We start from the raw sequence: 12,342 nt of genomic DNA, 5'->3' as shown, positions 1-12,342 counted from the left end.
GCGGACGACTGTCGCACTCAGAACGCGTCCGCCGGGACATACGTACCCCACACCTCGCGCAGCGCGTTGCACACCTCGCCCACCGTCGCCCGGGCCTTCAGCGCGTCCTTCATCGGGTACAGGACGTTGTCCTCGCCCTCCGCCGCCTTCTTCAGGGCGGCGAGGGCCGCGTCCACCGCGGACCGGTCGCGCTCGGCACGCAGCCGGGCCAGCCGCTCCGCCTGCCGGGCCTCGATGGCGGGATCGACGCGGAGCGGCTCGTACGGCTCCTCCTCGTCGAGCCGGAAGCGGTTGACGCCCACGACCACCCGCTCGCCGGAGTCGGTCTCCCGGGCGATGCGGTAGGCGTTGTGCTCGATCTCGTTCTTCTGGAAGCCGTGCTCGATGGCGGCGACCGCGCCCCCGAGGTCCTCGACCTTCCGCATCAGGTCCAGCGCGGCCGCCTCGACGTCGTCGGTCATCCGCTCGACGGCGTACGAGCCCGCGAAGGGGTCCACGGTGGCCGTGACGTCGGTCTCGTGGGCGAGGACCTGCTGCGTACGGAGCGCCAGCCGGGCGCTCTTGTCGGTGGGGAGCGCGATGGCCTCGTCGAAGGAGTTGGTGTGCAGGGACTGGGTGCCGCCGAGGACCGCGGCCAGGCCCTGGACGGCGACGCGGACCAGGTTGAGTTCCGGCTGCTGGGCCGTCAGCTGCACGCCGGCCGTCTGCGTGTGGAAGCGGAGCATCAGCGACTTCGGGTTCCGCGCCCCGAACTCGTCCCGCATCACCTTCGCCCAGATCCGCCTGGCGGCACGGAACTTGGCGACCTCCTCCAGGATCGTCGTCCGCGCGACGAAGAAGAACGACAGGCGGGGTGCGAAGTCGTCGACATCCATGCCGGCCGCGACCGCCGTGCGCACGTACTCGATGCCGTCGGCGAGCGTGAACGCGATCTCCTGCACCGGGGAGGCGCCCGCCTCGGCCATGTGGTAGCCGGAGATCGAGATCGTGTTCCACCTCGGGATCTCGGCCCCGCAGTACTTGAAGATGTCCGCGGTCAGGCGCAGGGAGGGCTTCGGCGGGAAGATGTACGTGCCCCGCGCGATGTACTCCTTCAGCACGTCGTTCTGGATCGTGCCGGTGAGCTGGTCCGCCGGCACCCCCTGCTCCTCCGCGACCAGCTGGTACAGGAGCAGCAGGAGGGCGGCGGGTGCGTTGATCGTCATCGACGTGGACACCTGGTCCAGCGGGATCCCGCCGAACAGCACCCGCATGTCGTCGATCGAGTCGACGGCGACTCCCACCTTGCCGACCTCGCCGTGGGCGATCGGGGCGTCGGAGTCGTGGCCCATCTGGGTGGGCAGGTCGAAGGCGACCGACAGGCCCGTCGTGCCGTGGGCGATCAGCTGCCGGTAGCGGGCGTTGGACTCCGCCGCCGTGCCGAAACCGGCGTACTGGCGCATCGTCCAGGGGCGGCCCGTGTACATCGACGGGTACACGCCCCGCGTGAAGGGGTACCCGCCCGGCTCGCCGAGCTTCTCCTCGGGGGCCCAGCCCTCGAGGGCCTCGGGACCGTAGACGGGTTCGATGGGCAGTCCGGACTCCGACTCACGCGTCATGCCCACCACCGTATTGCGGTCCCGGGCGAAGCGCCGCCGGGTCGTTCGCAACCGGCCGTCCGGGGGGAGACATCTCAGGGGGATGCCGGTGAGACGACAGGGGGTCCGGATGCGTAGTACGGGCATGGGGAGATCGTTCGCCGCACTGCTGGTCCTGGCGCTGGCCTGCGGCTGCACGGTGCGGACCGCCGACGGGGACGGGGACGGCAAGCGGCGTCTGCCGGTGCGGATCGAGGTCCCGCGGCACAGCACACCGCCGGCCGGCGACGACCCGAAGCCGAGTGCGACGCCGTCCACGTCCCCGTCCGGTGCGGCCCCCGCGCCCGCCGTGCTGTGGTCGCGGGGCGACTCCGGCCGGGACGTACGGGAGTTGCAGGCCCGGCTGCGTCAGGTCGCCTGGCTCTACGACGGGCCGACGGGGTCGTACGACGATCTCACCGAGCGGGCGGTGAAGGGGTTCCAGGGCAAGCGCGGACTGCCGAGGACCGGGAGGACCGACACGGTCACCTGGAAGCGGCTGAAGGACATGACGCACGAGCCGGGCAAGTGGGAGCTGTATCTGATGGGCGGCCAGCCGGCCGAGGCGCCGGACGCGCGCTGTCTGACCGGGCGGGTGCTGTGCATCAGCAAGACCAGCCGGACCCTGCGCTGGGTGATCGACGGACGGACGGTCAAAACCGTGCCGGTCCGCTTCGGCTCGGTGGGCACACCGACCCGTGAGGGTGTGTTCAACGTCTACTGGAAGTCACGGCACCATGTGTCGACGCTCTACGACTCCCCGATGCCTTACGCGATGTTCTTCAGCGGCGGCCAGGCGGTGCACTACTCGGCCGACTTCGCCGCCCACGGATACGCGGGCGGCTCGCACGGCTGCGTCAACGTGCGGGACGAGGCGGCGATCGCGGATCTGTTCGCCCAGGTGAGGAACGGCGACAAGGTCGTCGTCCACTGGTGAGTTCCGCGACGAGGATCAGGGGCGCGGACGGGACCGGGGGAACGTGTCCCGCCCGCGCCGAGGTGCACGAGCCGTAGGTACGGGGGGAACCCCGGCTCTGTGCGACGGCCGATGACCAGTCGGCTCACTCCATACTGCGCCGCAGCGGCCGAAAACGTCACACCCACCGCGACCGAAACCGCGGTGGGTGAGAAAAGTGCAGGTCAGCGGCGCGGAGAGCGGTCAGATCGCGCTGTACGACGGGTTCGGCCGCGGGGTGGGTGACATCGTTGCCCCGGGCGAGGCGAGCGGGGCGCCGGAGGTGCCGCCGTCGGGGTCGTGGTGGTTCCGGCGAGGGGGCGCGAACCGGCCGTCGTCGTGGCCGTTCCCGTTTCCGTCCCCGTGGCCGTTCCGGTCGCCGTGGCCGCTCTTGTCGTTGTCCTCGTGGTTGCCGGTGTCCTCGCCCTTGCCGTCGCTCTTGCCGTCACCCTTGCCGTCGCTCTTGCGGTCGTCGGGGGCCGACTTGGCGTCGCCCCGGGTGTCGGCGCCGGACAGGACGCCCATGCAGTACGTCCACACCCGCGAGGTCCCGCCCGCCGCACCCTCCAGGGCACGTTTGCGGGTCGGGTCGAGCTTCTTTCCGGCGCGCACGTCCCGGCAGGCCGAGGCAGCCGCGTTTCCGTCACCGCGGGGCCGTACACCGCGCCCGTCCGAGCCCGTGCCGGGGGCCGAGCCGGTGTCCCCGCGTGCCGTGTCCCGGGAGCCGGTCCCACCGGAGGGGGAGCCCTCGGGCGAGGGCGCGACGTGGGGGGCCGGGGCCGACGGCGAGACGGGCGGGCGCTTAGGGGTGGCGGCGGCCGACACCGAGGCCGCGGGTTCCGGTTCGCCGTCCCCGACGTGCGGCAGGACTCCGAATCCGGCCGCGACGGCCACTCCGCCCACCATCCCGACGGCCAGTACGGCGGCCAGCCCGAGGTGCGCGGGACGCCGCCGGCGGGCCCGGCCGGACCTCGCCTCGGGGGCACCGATCCGCACGAGCCCGGCATCGGCGGAACGGGCTTCGGCCGGGCGCCGGCCCGGGGCGGGCGGGCTCACCCAGTCGTCCGCACGATCCGCGCGCACCTTGCGGAACGCGGCCAGCGCGGCCTCCTCACCGGGGAGTGCGCCGCTGGTCGGAGCCGGTTCGGCGGTCAGCGCGTCGAGCGTTTTCGCGAGCCGCTCGGCCTGGTCGCGGGCGGCCTCGTCGACAGCTTCCAGTGACTCGCCGCGCAGCAACCGCTCCGCTGTCTCGAGGTCCAGCCACCCGTAGCTCTCGTCGGCCATCACATGTCCTTCTGCGTCCGCGGGCGCATATGCGTCACACTCGCGGACGTCACCGCACTGTCCTGCGGTTCTCGCTGCGGCGGCAGGGCATCGAGCGCGCCGGCCGATTCCGGATCCTCGCCGAGGAGCTCGGCGAGCCGTTTCAGACCCCGGTGCGCGGCCGTCCGTACCGCGCCGGGACGCTTGCCGAGGGTCTCGGCGGCGGTCTTGGCGTCCAGGCCGACCACCACCCGCAGCACCACGGCCTCGGCCTGGTCCTGGGGCAGCCGCGCGATGAGCGAGAGGGTGGTGTCGGTGGACAGCGCCTCGATGGCCTCGCCCGCGGTGTCCGACTCGGCGGGCTTCCCGGTCAGCTCGGTCTCGTCCCCGCCGATCGCGGGGCGGCGGCCGCGCATGCGGATGTGGTCGAGGGCGCGGTTGCGGGCTATCCGGGCCGCCCAGCCACGGAACCGGTCCGCGTCTCCGTCGAAACGGTCCAGGTCACGGGCTATCTGGAGCCACGCCTCGGAGGCCACGTCCTCGGCGTCCGGATCGCCGACCAGCGTCCGGACGTATCCGAGCAGCCGCGGGTGCACCGCGCGGTACACAGTCCGGAACGCGGTCTCGTCCCCGTCCTGTGCCGCAAGCACCGCGGCAGTCAACTCCGCGTCGTCCCCCAGCACCCGTGAATCCTCAATACGTGGTCGCGATCGATGGTCGCCGCTTCGAGCCGTCGAGGGGTTGATCATTCAACTTCCGCGCCCGGCGCGAAAGGCACGTTACGACCTGAAACCGCTGCTCGTCCATGTCCGTACAAAATGCAACTGGCTCGTGATCCGCAGGCGGTTCGGCAGGGTGTGACAGAAACCGCACTCATGACGCTGAAGGAAGTACGGGCCGCCGCGCGGCCCGTACCGCGCGACGGCCGGGGCCTCTCCTGTGGGGGGTGGCGGCCCCGGCCGTCTCGCGTTTCACCTCAGGTGACCAGCTACTGGATGATCCCGCCCAGGCCCAGCGGCCGGGAAGCCGACGAGCTCAGCCACCTCTCCCCGCCGTGCGGACGCAGCAGAACTCTGCACCTGCACGCCTTTGACCCTCCCGGGCGCCCGGCGACTCCAGCAGAGTTGAAGCCCCCGAGCTGCTGATGGGGCTCTGCCAACGGAGGTGACGCAGTCACTGCCGACCTAGGAGGCAAGTTGGACAACATCGAGAAGACGATCAACGCGGCCGCACTCCTGAAGAGCGCACGCACCGCTGTGGAGCAGAGCTATCCCTGCGACGACTCCTTGGCCAGGGCGGCTCTGCACCTCATCGAGTGCGCCACGGATGTCGTCGTGCGCCTGCCCCACCGTGATCTGGACTCCGCCCGGGATGTCCTGGGCCTGGCCCGGGCCGCTGTCGTGACAGCGACCATCGCAGTGCGCGAGATCCATGACGACAAACGGCATGAGCCAGTCCGCACGCTCACGCCCGGAACGGTGGTCGGCGCACTCGACAGGTAGCCCACTTCCGTTCAGCAAAAGCCCCGTCGCCGGGGAAAGGTTTCCCATCCGCCGGCGACGGGGCTTTTGCTGTGGATGCCTGAAGGTGCCTGCAAGGATTCTCAGTTGCGCACTGCACAAGTGTGACCTTACTGCGGACCAGCCGCCCTCGAAGAATAGACATCGCAGGCAGGAGAGCCGTTCGAAACTCGGATACGAAAGAGGATGAAATGCCCCGCACGATCTCCCTTCAGGCAGTTGTCGCCAGCACCCGCGGTCTGCGCATCAGCCTGGCTGCAGCCGCAGTCGCAGCCGTCGGTGTCCTCGCCGTAGCCGCCGCCCCCGCCGTCGCCACAGCGGCCGACGCCTCGGCCACCACGACGGTCGTCGCGGGTGCCACGCCCCTCGATCACGGCTGGGACTGACTCCGCCCGGTCCGCCAGCCAAGCGACAACGAGCCAGGTCAACGAAGGGAATTGCAAATGACGATCAGCCCGGCGATCGAGACCGGAACCGACGAGGACACGGCCTTCGGACCGGAGATCGAACTGCGCAGCGAGATCACGGTCGAACTCGTCGATCACACCGCCTCCGACATCGGCGTCGTCCGTGCGGCGCGCGTGTCCACGGCCGGCGAGGAGGCGCACCGCGAGGAACGCGGCGACGACTACATCGGGGGCCTCATCCGATATCTCATGCGCAGCCGCCACGGCAGTCCTTTCGAGCACAACTCCATGACCTTCCTGGTGCACGCGCCGATTTTCACGATCCGGCACATGATGCGGCACCGAATGTGGTCCTTCAACGAGGAAAGCGCGCGTTACAAGGACCTGAAGAACGTCTTTTACGTACCGGACCGTGAGCGCGCCCTGAAGCAGATCGGCAAGCCCGGTCACTACCAGTACGTACCGGGCGACGAGCAGGACTACGAGCTGGTGAGCACGGCCACCAGTGAGGCCTACCGCTCGGCATTCCGCGAGTACCAGAAGATGCTCGACGCCGGAATCGCTCGCGAACTGGCCCGCGTGGTACTGCCGGTGGCGACTTACTCCACCGTCTACGCCACCTGCAATGCCCGCTCGCTGATGCACTTCCTGGGGCTGCGCACCCACCGCACCGACGCCGCCTACATCTCGCACCCGCAGCGCGAGATCGAGATCCTGGCCGAGCAGATGGAGGCGGAGTTCGCGCGCCTGATGCCGCTGACCCACGCGGCGTTCGAGAAGTTCGGCCGGGTCAGCCCCTGACCGGAAGGGAATCCCTGCCGTGCGTATCACCGTCTACGCGGGGTCGGCCCTCGGCAACCGGCCGATCTACCGAGAAGCAGCGGCCATGTTCGCCAAGGAACTGGTCGCGGAAGGCCACGAGATCGTCTACGGCGGCGGAGCGGCGGGCCTCATGGGCGTCGTGGCCGACTCCGCCCTGGCGGCCGGCGGACGGGTCACCGGAGTCATCCCGACCCATCTCGTCGACGCCGAGGTCGCCCATCCGGGCCTGACCGAACTGCATGTCGTCGACACCATGCATCAGCGCAAGCAGCTGATGGCCGACCTGGCGGACGCGTTCGTCGCGCTGCCGGGCGGGGTGGGCACCGCGGAGGAGATCCTCGAAGTCTGGGCCTGGCTGGTCCTCGGCACGCACCAGAAGCCCGTCACGCTGCTGAACGTCGAGGGCTACTGGGACCGCCTCCTGCGGATGGTCTGCCGGATGTCCGCCAGTGGATTCCTGCGAGAGCAGGAGCTCGGCACCCTCGTGCCCGTCGCGGACGCGACCGAGTTCCTCCGCCTTGTGCGGGACTGGGAAGCCCCGCCCCCTCGCTGGGGCTGACCGAAACCCCCTCGCAGGGCTGAATCGAAAGTAGGAGCGATGTCGCTACTGAATATGGAGAGCGCGGTCGAGGAGGCCGCACAGGTCACCGTGGTGGAGGGTTACGTTCCGGTGATCGACCTGAGTTCGGCCCGGTCGTCTGCCGAGGCGGACCGGCGGCTCGGCGCCGTGATCGACGAGGTCTGCCGCACCAGCGGATTCCTGGTGATCGTCGGTCACGGGGTGCGGCAGGACACCATTTCGGAGATGTACCGGGCCACCCGTGAGTTCTTCGCGCTGCCGGCGGAGGCGAAGGCGAAGCTGCTGGCGGACCCCGCCGACCCGCTGATGCGCGGCTTCGGCCGCAAGGGCAGCCTGGCCGCCTCCAATGCCGACGCCGAGGTGGAGCACGAGCGCAAGTTGCCCGACGTCTCCGAGACCTTCACCATCAACCGGCTCGGCGAGCCCGACGGGGCACACCGGCTGCCGCCCGACGCGGACCCGGCGCTGGCGACCCCGAACCGCTGGCCGGAACTGCCCGGCTTCGCCCGGGCCTACCGGTCCTACTACGCGGCCATGGAAGTGCTGGCCGCCGACATCATGCGGCTGTTCGCGCTCGCCCTCGACCTGCCGGAGAGCTGGTTCGAGGACAAGATCGACAGGCATATGACGAACCTGACCGCGAACTACTACCCGCGACAGACCGAGCAGCCGGCCCCGGGCCAGTTGCGCAAGGGCATCCACAGCGACTGGGGCAGCCTGACGATCCTCTACCAGGACGACGGTCCGGGCGGCCTGCAGGTCCTCGACAAGACCGGCGAGTGGCTCGACGTGCCCTACATCGAGGGCTCCTTCGTGGTCAACATCGGCGACCTCATGGCGATCTGGACCAACAACCGCTGGGTGAGCACGGTCCACCGGGTCATCAACCCGCCCAGGGAACTGGCAGACAAGGAGCGCTACTCGGTGCCGTTCTTCCACCAACCGGCCTACGATGCGTTGATCGAGTGCATTCCCACCTGTACCGGACCGGACAACCCTCCCCGGCACGCATCGGTACGTTCCGGCGACTACATCGTCGGCAAGTTCAGCAGGGCGTACGGCGGTTGACGGCGCATCCCGCAGACCGCCTTGAAGGTGAACCGGCGAGAGCGAGGTGAGATGACGTGGCCAGAGCAGCTCTGCTCCTCGGTGCCGAGAACACGGCCGCCGAGTGCATAGTGCGGGCGGCGCAGCAGCTCGACGTGGGCGTGCATGTCGCGACGCACCGGGAGTTGTACGTGCGGTGCCGTCCGCAGATGCGCAGAGAGCTGAGCGGTGTGGTGTTCACCGACTTCCGCTCAGCGGAACAGGCCGTCGACCAACTCGCCGAGTACTGCACCCAGGAGGGAATCGGAGCGGTGGCGGTCAGCGGGGGGCGCTTCTCCCCGCTGGCCGCAGCCCTCGCCCTCCGGATCGGTGCGCCGGGGCACTCCGCCGGCCGGGCCCCGGCCGCACGCAACAAGTGGCACATGGCCCAGGCGATGCAGCGGCACGGGGTGCCCAGCGCACCCACGGTGGCGTTGGTCTCGCCCGAGGCTGCCCAGCAGCGGCTGGAGGCGGCCGGGCTGGACTACCCCGTCGTGGTCAAGCCCGTGGAGAACACGGGGTCGGTGGGGGTGAGCGTGGTGCGCGGCCCGGCCGAGCTGCAGCCCGCCGTCCGCCGGGCACTGAACCGCTGTACGGACACGACGTACGGCCTCGCCTACGGTGCGGTGGCTCTGGTCCAGGGGTACCTGGAGGGCCCCGAGTACAGCGTGGTGAGCGTGCTGCACCAGGGCAACTGCACCCACCTCGCCCTGACCCGGAAGTACATGACGGACGGCCGGGAGCGCGAGGAGACAGGCCACACCGTGCCGGCCGACCTGGACGAGTGGACGACGGCGCGCACGGCTGCCGCCGTGGCCGACGGCGTTGTGGCCCTCGGGCTTCGAGACGGGATCGCGCAAACCGATCTGAAACTCACCGCGGACGGCCCGGTGCTCATCGAGATCGGCGCCGGCCCGCCCGACGGCGCCGTACTGGAGGCGATCAAGCACGCCACCGGGATCGACCTGGCCCGGGCGTATGTGCAGACCGTCCTCGGCGAAGCGCCGCAGCCGCAGCCGCGGCGCTCCGGTGCCGCCGCGTTGCGCTACATCAACACCGCGGCGCACGGCACCTTCCGCGGGCTCACGGGCCTCAGCCTGAACCCGCATCTCGCGGCGGTGCGGTCCTACGTGGAACCGGGCGACCTGGTCGGCGGTGCCGAGGTGAAGCACACCCGGGTGGGCCATGCGATCGTCGTGGCCGCGAACCCGGTCGAGGCCGACCGGCGCGCTGCTGCCGTGATGGTTTCGGTGGCCTGCGACGTGGAGGCCTGAGCCCCGCGTCCCCGTCGGGCGACCGCCGCTCCTCCTTCTGGCACGCACGCGTGAACCGGCTCATGAGCAGCAGCGACCCAGCCCTTTGTGTTCGTACACCAGTTCATGGCCGCCGCGATGCGGCATGACCGAGAACCGGAGAAATCGCATGAAAGGTACGGAAGTTCCGGCAAGGAGAGGGCTGGGCGTGGGCTGGCGGCTGCACGGCGACGGCCGGGCGCCGCGGCCCGGAGCAGCCGTGCTGCCGCACGAACGCCTCTCCTGGCCCCGCACCCTGGGGCTGGGCGCCCAGCACGTGGTGGCGATGTTCGGCGCGACCTTCGTCTTCCCCGTGGTGATGGGGCTCGACCCGAACCTGGCCATCATGATGTCCGGGGTCGCAACCGTGCTGTTCCTGCTCGTGGTGCAGGGCCGGGTGCCCAGCTATCTGGGTACCAGCGCGTCCTTCGTCGGCGGCGTCGCCGCGATCCGGACGGCAGGCGGAAGCACGGCCACGGTCACCGGCGCGATCCTGGTGGCGGGCCTGGTGCTCTCGGTGGTCGGCCTGCTCGTCCACCGCCTCGGACCGAGCCTGGTGAACCGGCTGTTCCCACCGGTCGTGGCCGGCGCCGTGGTGCTGCTGATCGGCCTGAGCCTGGCCCCCGTGGTGGCGGACATCTACTGGCCCCAGGACCAGTGGACGGCGCTCGCCACCATGTGCGTGGTCATCGCGGTGGGCGTCCTGCTGCGCGGCTTCTGGAGCCGGCTCGCCGTGTTCGTCGGTCTCGTCGTCGGCTACGTCCTGTCCTGGGCCCTGGACAGGGCCCTCGGCCCGATCACCGCACCAGGCCCGGACGGCAAGGTCACCACGCACGCACGGGTGCAGCTGGAGTCGGTCGCGTCGGCCGACTGGTTTGGGCTGCCCGCCCTGCACGCACCGTCGTTCAGCGCCTCCGCGGCCCTGCTCGTGCTGCCCGGTGTGATCGCGCTGATCGCGGAGAACGCCGGGCACGTCAAGGCCGTGGGCGAGATGACCGGGGAGAACCTCGACCCGGTGCTCGGCCGCGCGGTGCTCGGCGACGGTCTGGCGACCGTGCTCTCGGCGGCGGTCGGTGGCCCGCCCACGACGACGTACGCGGAGAACATCGGCGTGATGGCGGCGACCCGTGTCTACTCGGCCGCCGCCTACTGGGCGGCTGCCGGCGCGGCGCTGGCCTTCGGACTCTGCCCCAAGTTCGGCGCGCTCGTCGCGGCCACGCCCGGCGGGGTGCTGGGCGGCATCACCGTGGTGCTGTACGGGATGATCGGGCTGCTCGGCGCCAAGATCTGGATCAAGGCGAAGGTGGACTTCGCGGACCCGGTGAACCTGGTCCCCATCGCGGCGGGCTCGGTGCTCGGCATCGGCGGCGTCGAGATCACCCTGGGCGACTTCTCCATCAGCGGCATCGCCCTGGGCACGGTGGTGACACTGCTCGGCCATCACGCGCTCGCCGCGGGGCGCCGGGCCGGCGAGGAGGTGCGGGAGTTCGAGCAGAGGGCGGTCGGGAGGAAAACGGCCGTGGCGGAGGTCGGAGCGCCGGTCCCGGAACAGCAGCACCAGGAGGCGTAGCCGACTGCTGCCGGCAGAACGTGAAGTGCGGCAGGGCCGCGAGCATCCCCCGCTCGCGGCCCTGCCGGCGTTCGTGCCCCGATGCGGGTCGCCGGTCGCGCTACGGGGCCTCCCGGGCGATCACGCCTCGGACCCGTCGCCCCGTTCCGCGGCCGCGGAGGACGCCAGCATGCCCAGTTGGTAGCCGAGCTGGAATCGGGTCTCGGCCTTGAGCTCGGACTTCAGCTTGGCCAGGTGTGTCGCATAGGCCCGGGTGCTCAGCCCGATTCGCTTCGCGATCGCACTGTCGCTGTCACCGTGGATCAGGCAGCGGATGATGGTCTCCCGCAGCACGCCGCTGATGTGGCTGGACTCGTTCGGTGTCCGGGAGCCCTGGAACGGCTTGGCACGCAGCCAGTTGCGCTCGAACACACCGACCAGGAACCGTACGATGGCCGGTTCCCGGATGATCACGGCCTGGTCGTGCTCGTTGTCGGCCGGGATGAACGCCAGGCTGCGGTCGATGACGATGAGCCGGTCGACGAGCTCGTCCATGGTGCGCACCTGGGCGCCGAGAGCGGTCATCTCGGCCACGTACTCGCGGGTCGGGCCGTCGTGCCAGGCCGTGTGCTGGTACAGCGTGCGCACCTCCACACCGCGGCCCAGCAACTCGGCCGTCTGTCTGCGCACCTTCTCCAGCGTGTCCTTGGGCCGCCCGCCGCCGGGCTGCGCGGTGAACAGCTCCGTGGTGGCCTGCTGCACGGTCTCGTTGACGATCGCACTGATCGCGGCCTTGCCCTCGATACGGACGATGGGTTCACCCTCTTGCGGCCCCGGGCCCTGGCGCGACTCGACGATCAGGGGCCGTAACAGGTCGGTCAGATTGCGCGCCTCGTCCAGCATGGTCAGCGCGGTGGAGCGCAGCAGGGCGCCGAGGCGGGCCTCCACGACGCCGGGGTCGACGACCGTCAACTGCGCAGGCGCGGAGGCGTCCTGGCTGACCATCCCCATCGCGAGGAGTTCGGCGAGCGTGCCCTCGTCGAGCTCGGGACCGGACCGCCGAATCGTTTCCGCGCAGCTGCCGGACTGACTCTGCAGTTCCTGCCTGAGCAGCTCGACATAGGTCGTGCGCGCCTTGGCGCTGGGTATGGGGACCACGGACTTGCTCATCGCCAACTCCGGTGTGGGGTCGAGTGATCGCACAGAGCCGCCCGAGTCTAACCGTTCCCTCCTGTCCGAGTATGTTCAATCG

Annotated in this window: 12 protein-coding genes; 8 read left to right on the top strand and 4 right to left on the bottom strand. The window is 70.4% G+C overall.

The window, feature by feature from the left end:
* Positions 1-17: 17 nt before the first annotated feature.
* Positions 18-1,598 (bottom strand): methylmalonyl-CoA mutase, encoded by a 1,581-nt coding sequence (locus ACGFWE_RS18055; RefSeq protein ID WP_393600442.1) that lies wholly within the window; start codon positions 1,596-1,598, stop codon positions 18-20.
* A 124-nt stretch (positions 1,599-1,722) separates the two neighbouring features.
* Between ACGFWE_RS18055 and ACGFWE_RS18050 the strand changes: the two genes are divergently transcribed.
* Positions 1,723-2,553 (top strand): L,D-transpeptidase family protein, encoded by an 831-nt coding sequence (locus tag ACGFWE_RS18050; protein ID WP_393600441.1) that lies wholly within the window; start codon positions 1,723-1,725, stop codon positions 2,551-2,553.
* A gap of 222 nt (positions 2,554-2,775) precedes the next feature.
* Here the strand turns inward: ACGFWE_RS18050 and ACGFWE_RS18045 are convergent, their stop codons facing one another.
* Together ACGFWE_RS18045 and ACGFWE_RS18040 are read right to left on the bottom strand one after the other, a co-directional pair.
* Positions 2,776-3,855, bottom strand: coding sequence for a hypothetical protein (locus ACGFWE_RS18045; RefSeq protein ID WP_393600440.1), 1,080 nt, complete (start codon positions 3,853-3,855; stop codon positions 2,776-2,778).
* Complete coding sequence (locus tag ACGFWE_RS18040; RefSeq protein ID WP_352389068.1) at positions 3,855-4,517, bottom strand: RNA polymerase sigma factor; 663 nt, start codon at positions 4,515-4,517, stop codon at positions 3,855-3,857. Before ACGFWE_RS18040 ends, ACGFWE_RS18045 begins: the two co-directional genes overlap by 1 nt.
* A gap of 513 nt (positions 4,518-5,030) precedes the next feature.
* Here ACGFWE_RS18040 and ACGFWE_RS18035 point away from each other — a divergent pair.
* From ACGFWE_RS18035 to ACGFWE_RS18005, 7 genes are all read left to right on the top strand, one after another.
* Positions 5,031-5,336: a hypothetical protein gene (locus tag ACGFWE_RS18035; protein WP_352389069.1), complete on the top strand. Its 306-nt coding sequence runs from the start codon at positions 5,031-5,033 to the stop codon at positions 5,334-5,336.
* Between the two features lie 209 nt (positions 5,337-5,545).
* Positions 5,546-5,740 carry a hypothetical protein gene (locus tag ACGFWE_RS18030; protein ID WP_352389070.1) on the top strand — a complete coding sequence of 65 codons (195 nt, stop codon included), beginning with the start codon at positions 5,546-5,548 and terminating at the stop codon, positions 5,738-5,740.
* Positions 5,741-5,797: 57 nt separating this feature from the next.
* The gene (gene thyX, locus ACGFWE_RS18025; RefSeq protein ID WP_352389071.1) at positions 5,798-6,562 is read left to right on the top strand and encodes an FAD-dependent thymidylate synthase; all 765 of its coding nucleotides are present in this window, start codon (positions 5,798-5,800) and stop codon (positions 6,560-6,562) included.
* A gap of 19 nt (positions 6,563-6,581) precedes the next feature.
* A complete protein-coding gene (locus tag ACGFWE_RS18020; protein WP_352389072.1) occupies positions 6,582-7,142 on the top strand; it encodes a TIGR00730 family Rossman fold protein in 561 nt (186 codons plus the stop codon).
* A gap of 39 nt (positions 7,143-7,181) precedes the next feature.
* The gene (locus ACGFWE_RS18015; RefSeq protein WP_393600439.1) at positions 7,182-8,231 is read left to right on the top strand and encodes an isopenicillin N synthase family dioxygenase; all 1,050 of its coding nucleotides are present in this window, start codon (positions 7,182-7,184) and stop codon (positions 8,229-8,231) included.
* A gap of 56 nt (positions 8,232-8,287) precedes the next feature.
* The gene (locus ACGFWE_RS18010) at positions 8,288-9,523 is read left to right on the top strand and encodes an ATP-grasp domain-containing protein (RefSeq protein ID WP_393600438.1); all 1,236 of its coding nucleotides are present in this window, start codon (positions 8,288-8,290) and stop codon (positions 9,521-9,523) included.
* Between the two features lie 148 nt (positions 9,524-9,671).
* A complete protein-coding gene (locus tag ACGFWE_RS18005) occupies positions 9,672-11,111 on the top strand; it encodes a uracil-xanthine permease family protein (RefSeq protein ID WP_393600437.1) in 1,440 nt (479 codons plus the stop codon).
* Between the two features lie 120 nt (positions 11,112-11,231).
* Here ACGFWE_RS18005 and ACGFWE_RS18000 read toward each other — a convergent pair whose 3' ends face one another.
* Positions 11,232-12,260, bottom strand: coding sequence for a LuxR family transcriptional regulator (locus ACGFWE_RS18000; RefSeq protein WP_352389076.1), 1,029 nt, complete (start codon positions 12,258-12,260; stop codon positions 11,232-11,234).
* Positions 12,261-12,342: the final 82 nt, after the last annotated feature.

It is taken from the genome of Streptomyces sp. NPDC048523 (assembly GCF_043199815.1).
GTDB lineage: Bacteria > Actinomycetota > Actinomycetes > Streptomycetales > Streptomycetaceae > Streptomyces.
This window is presented reverse-complemented; position numbering and strand designations above follow the sequence as displayed.

What these genes read in the sequence shown, in the direction of transcription:
- ACGFWE_RS18055 (WP_393600442.1), bottom strand. Translation starts at nt 1,598, where the DNA reads ATGACGCGTGAGTCGGAGTCCGGACTGCCCATCGAACCCGTCTACGGT.
- ACGFWE_RS18050 (WP_393600441.1), top strand. Translation starts at nt 1,723, where the DNA reads ATGGGGAGATCGTTCGCCGCACTGCTGGTCCTGGCGCTGGCCTGCGGC.
- ACGFWE_RS18045 (WP_393600440.1), bottom strand. Translation starts at nt 3,855, where the DNA reads ATGGCCGACGAGAGCTACGGGTGGCTGGACCTCGAGACAGCGGAGCGG.
- ACGFWE_RS18030 (WP_352389070.1), top strand. Translation starts at nt 5,546, where the DNA reads ATGCCCCGCACGATCTCCCTTCAGGCAGTTGTCGCCAGCACCCGCGGT.
- thyX (WP_352389071.1), top strand. Translation starts at nt 5,798, where the DNA reads ATGACGATCAGCCCGGCGATCGAGACCGGAACCGACGAGGACACGGCC.
- ACGFWE_RS18015 (WP_393600439.1), top strand. Translation starts at nt 7,182, where the DNA reads ATGTCGCTACTGAATATGGAGAGCGCGGTCGAGGAGGCCGCACAGGTC.
- ACGFWE_RS18005 (WP_393600437.1), top strand. Translation starts at nt 9,672, where the DNA reads ATGAAAGGTACGGAAGTTCCGGCAAGGAGAGGGCTGGGCGTGGGCTGG.
- ACGFWE_RS18000 (WP_352389076.1), bottom strand. Translation starts at nt 12,260, where the DNA reads ATGAGCAAGTCCGTGGTCCCCATACCCAGCGCCAAGGCGCGCACGACC.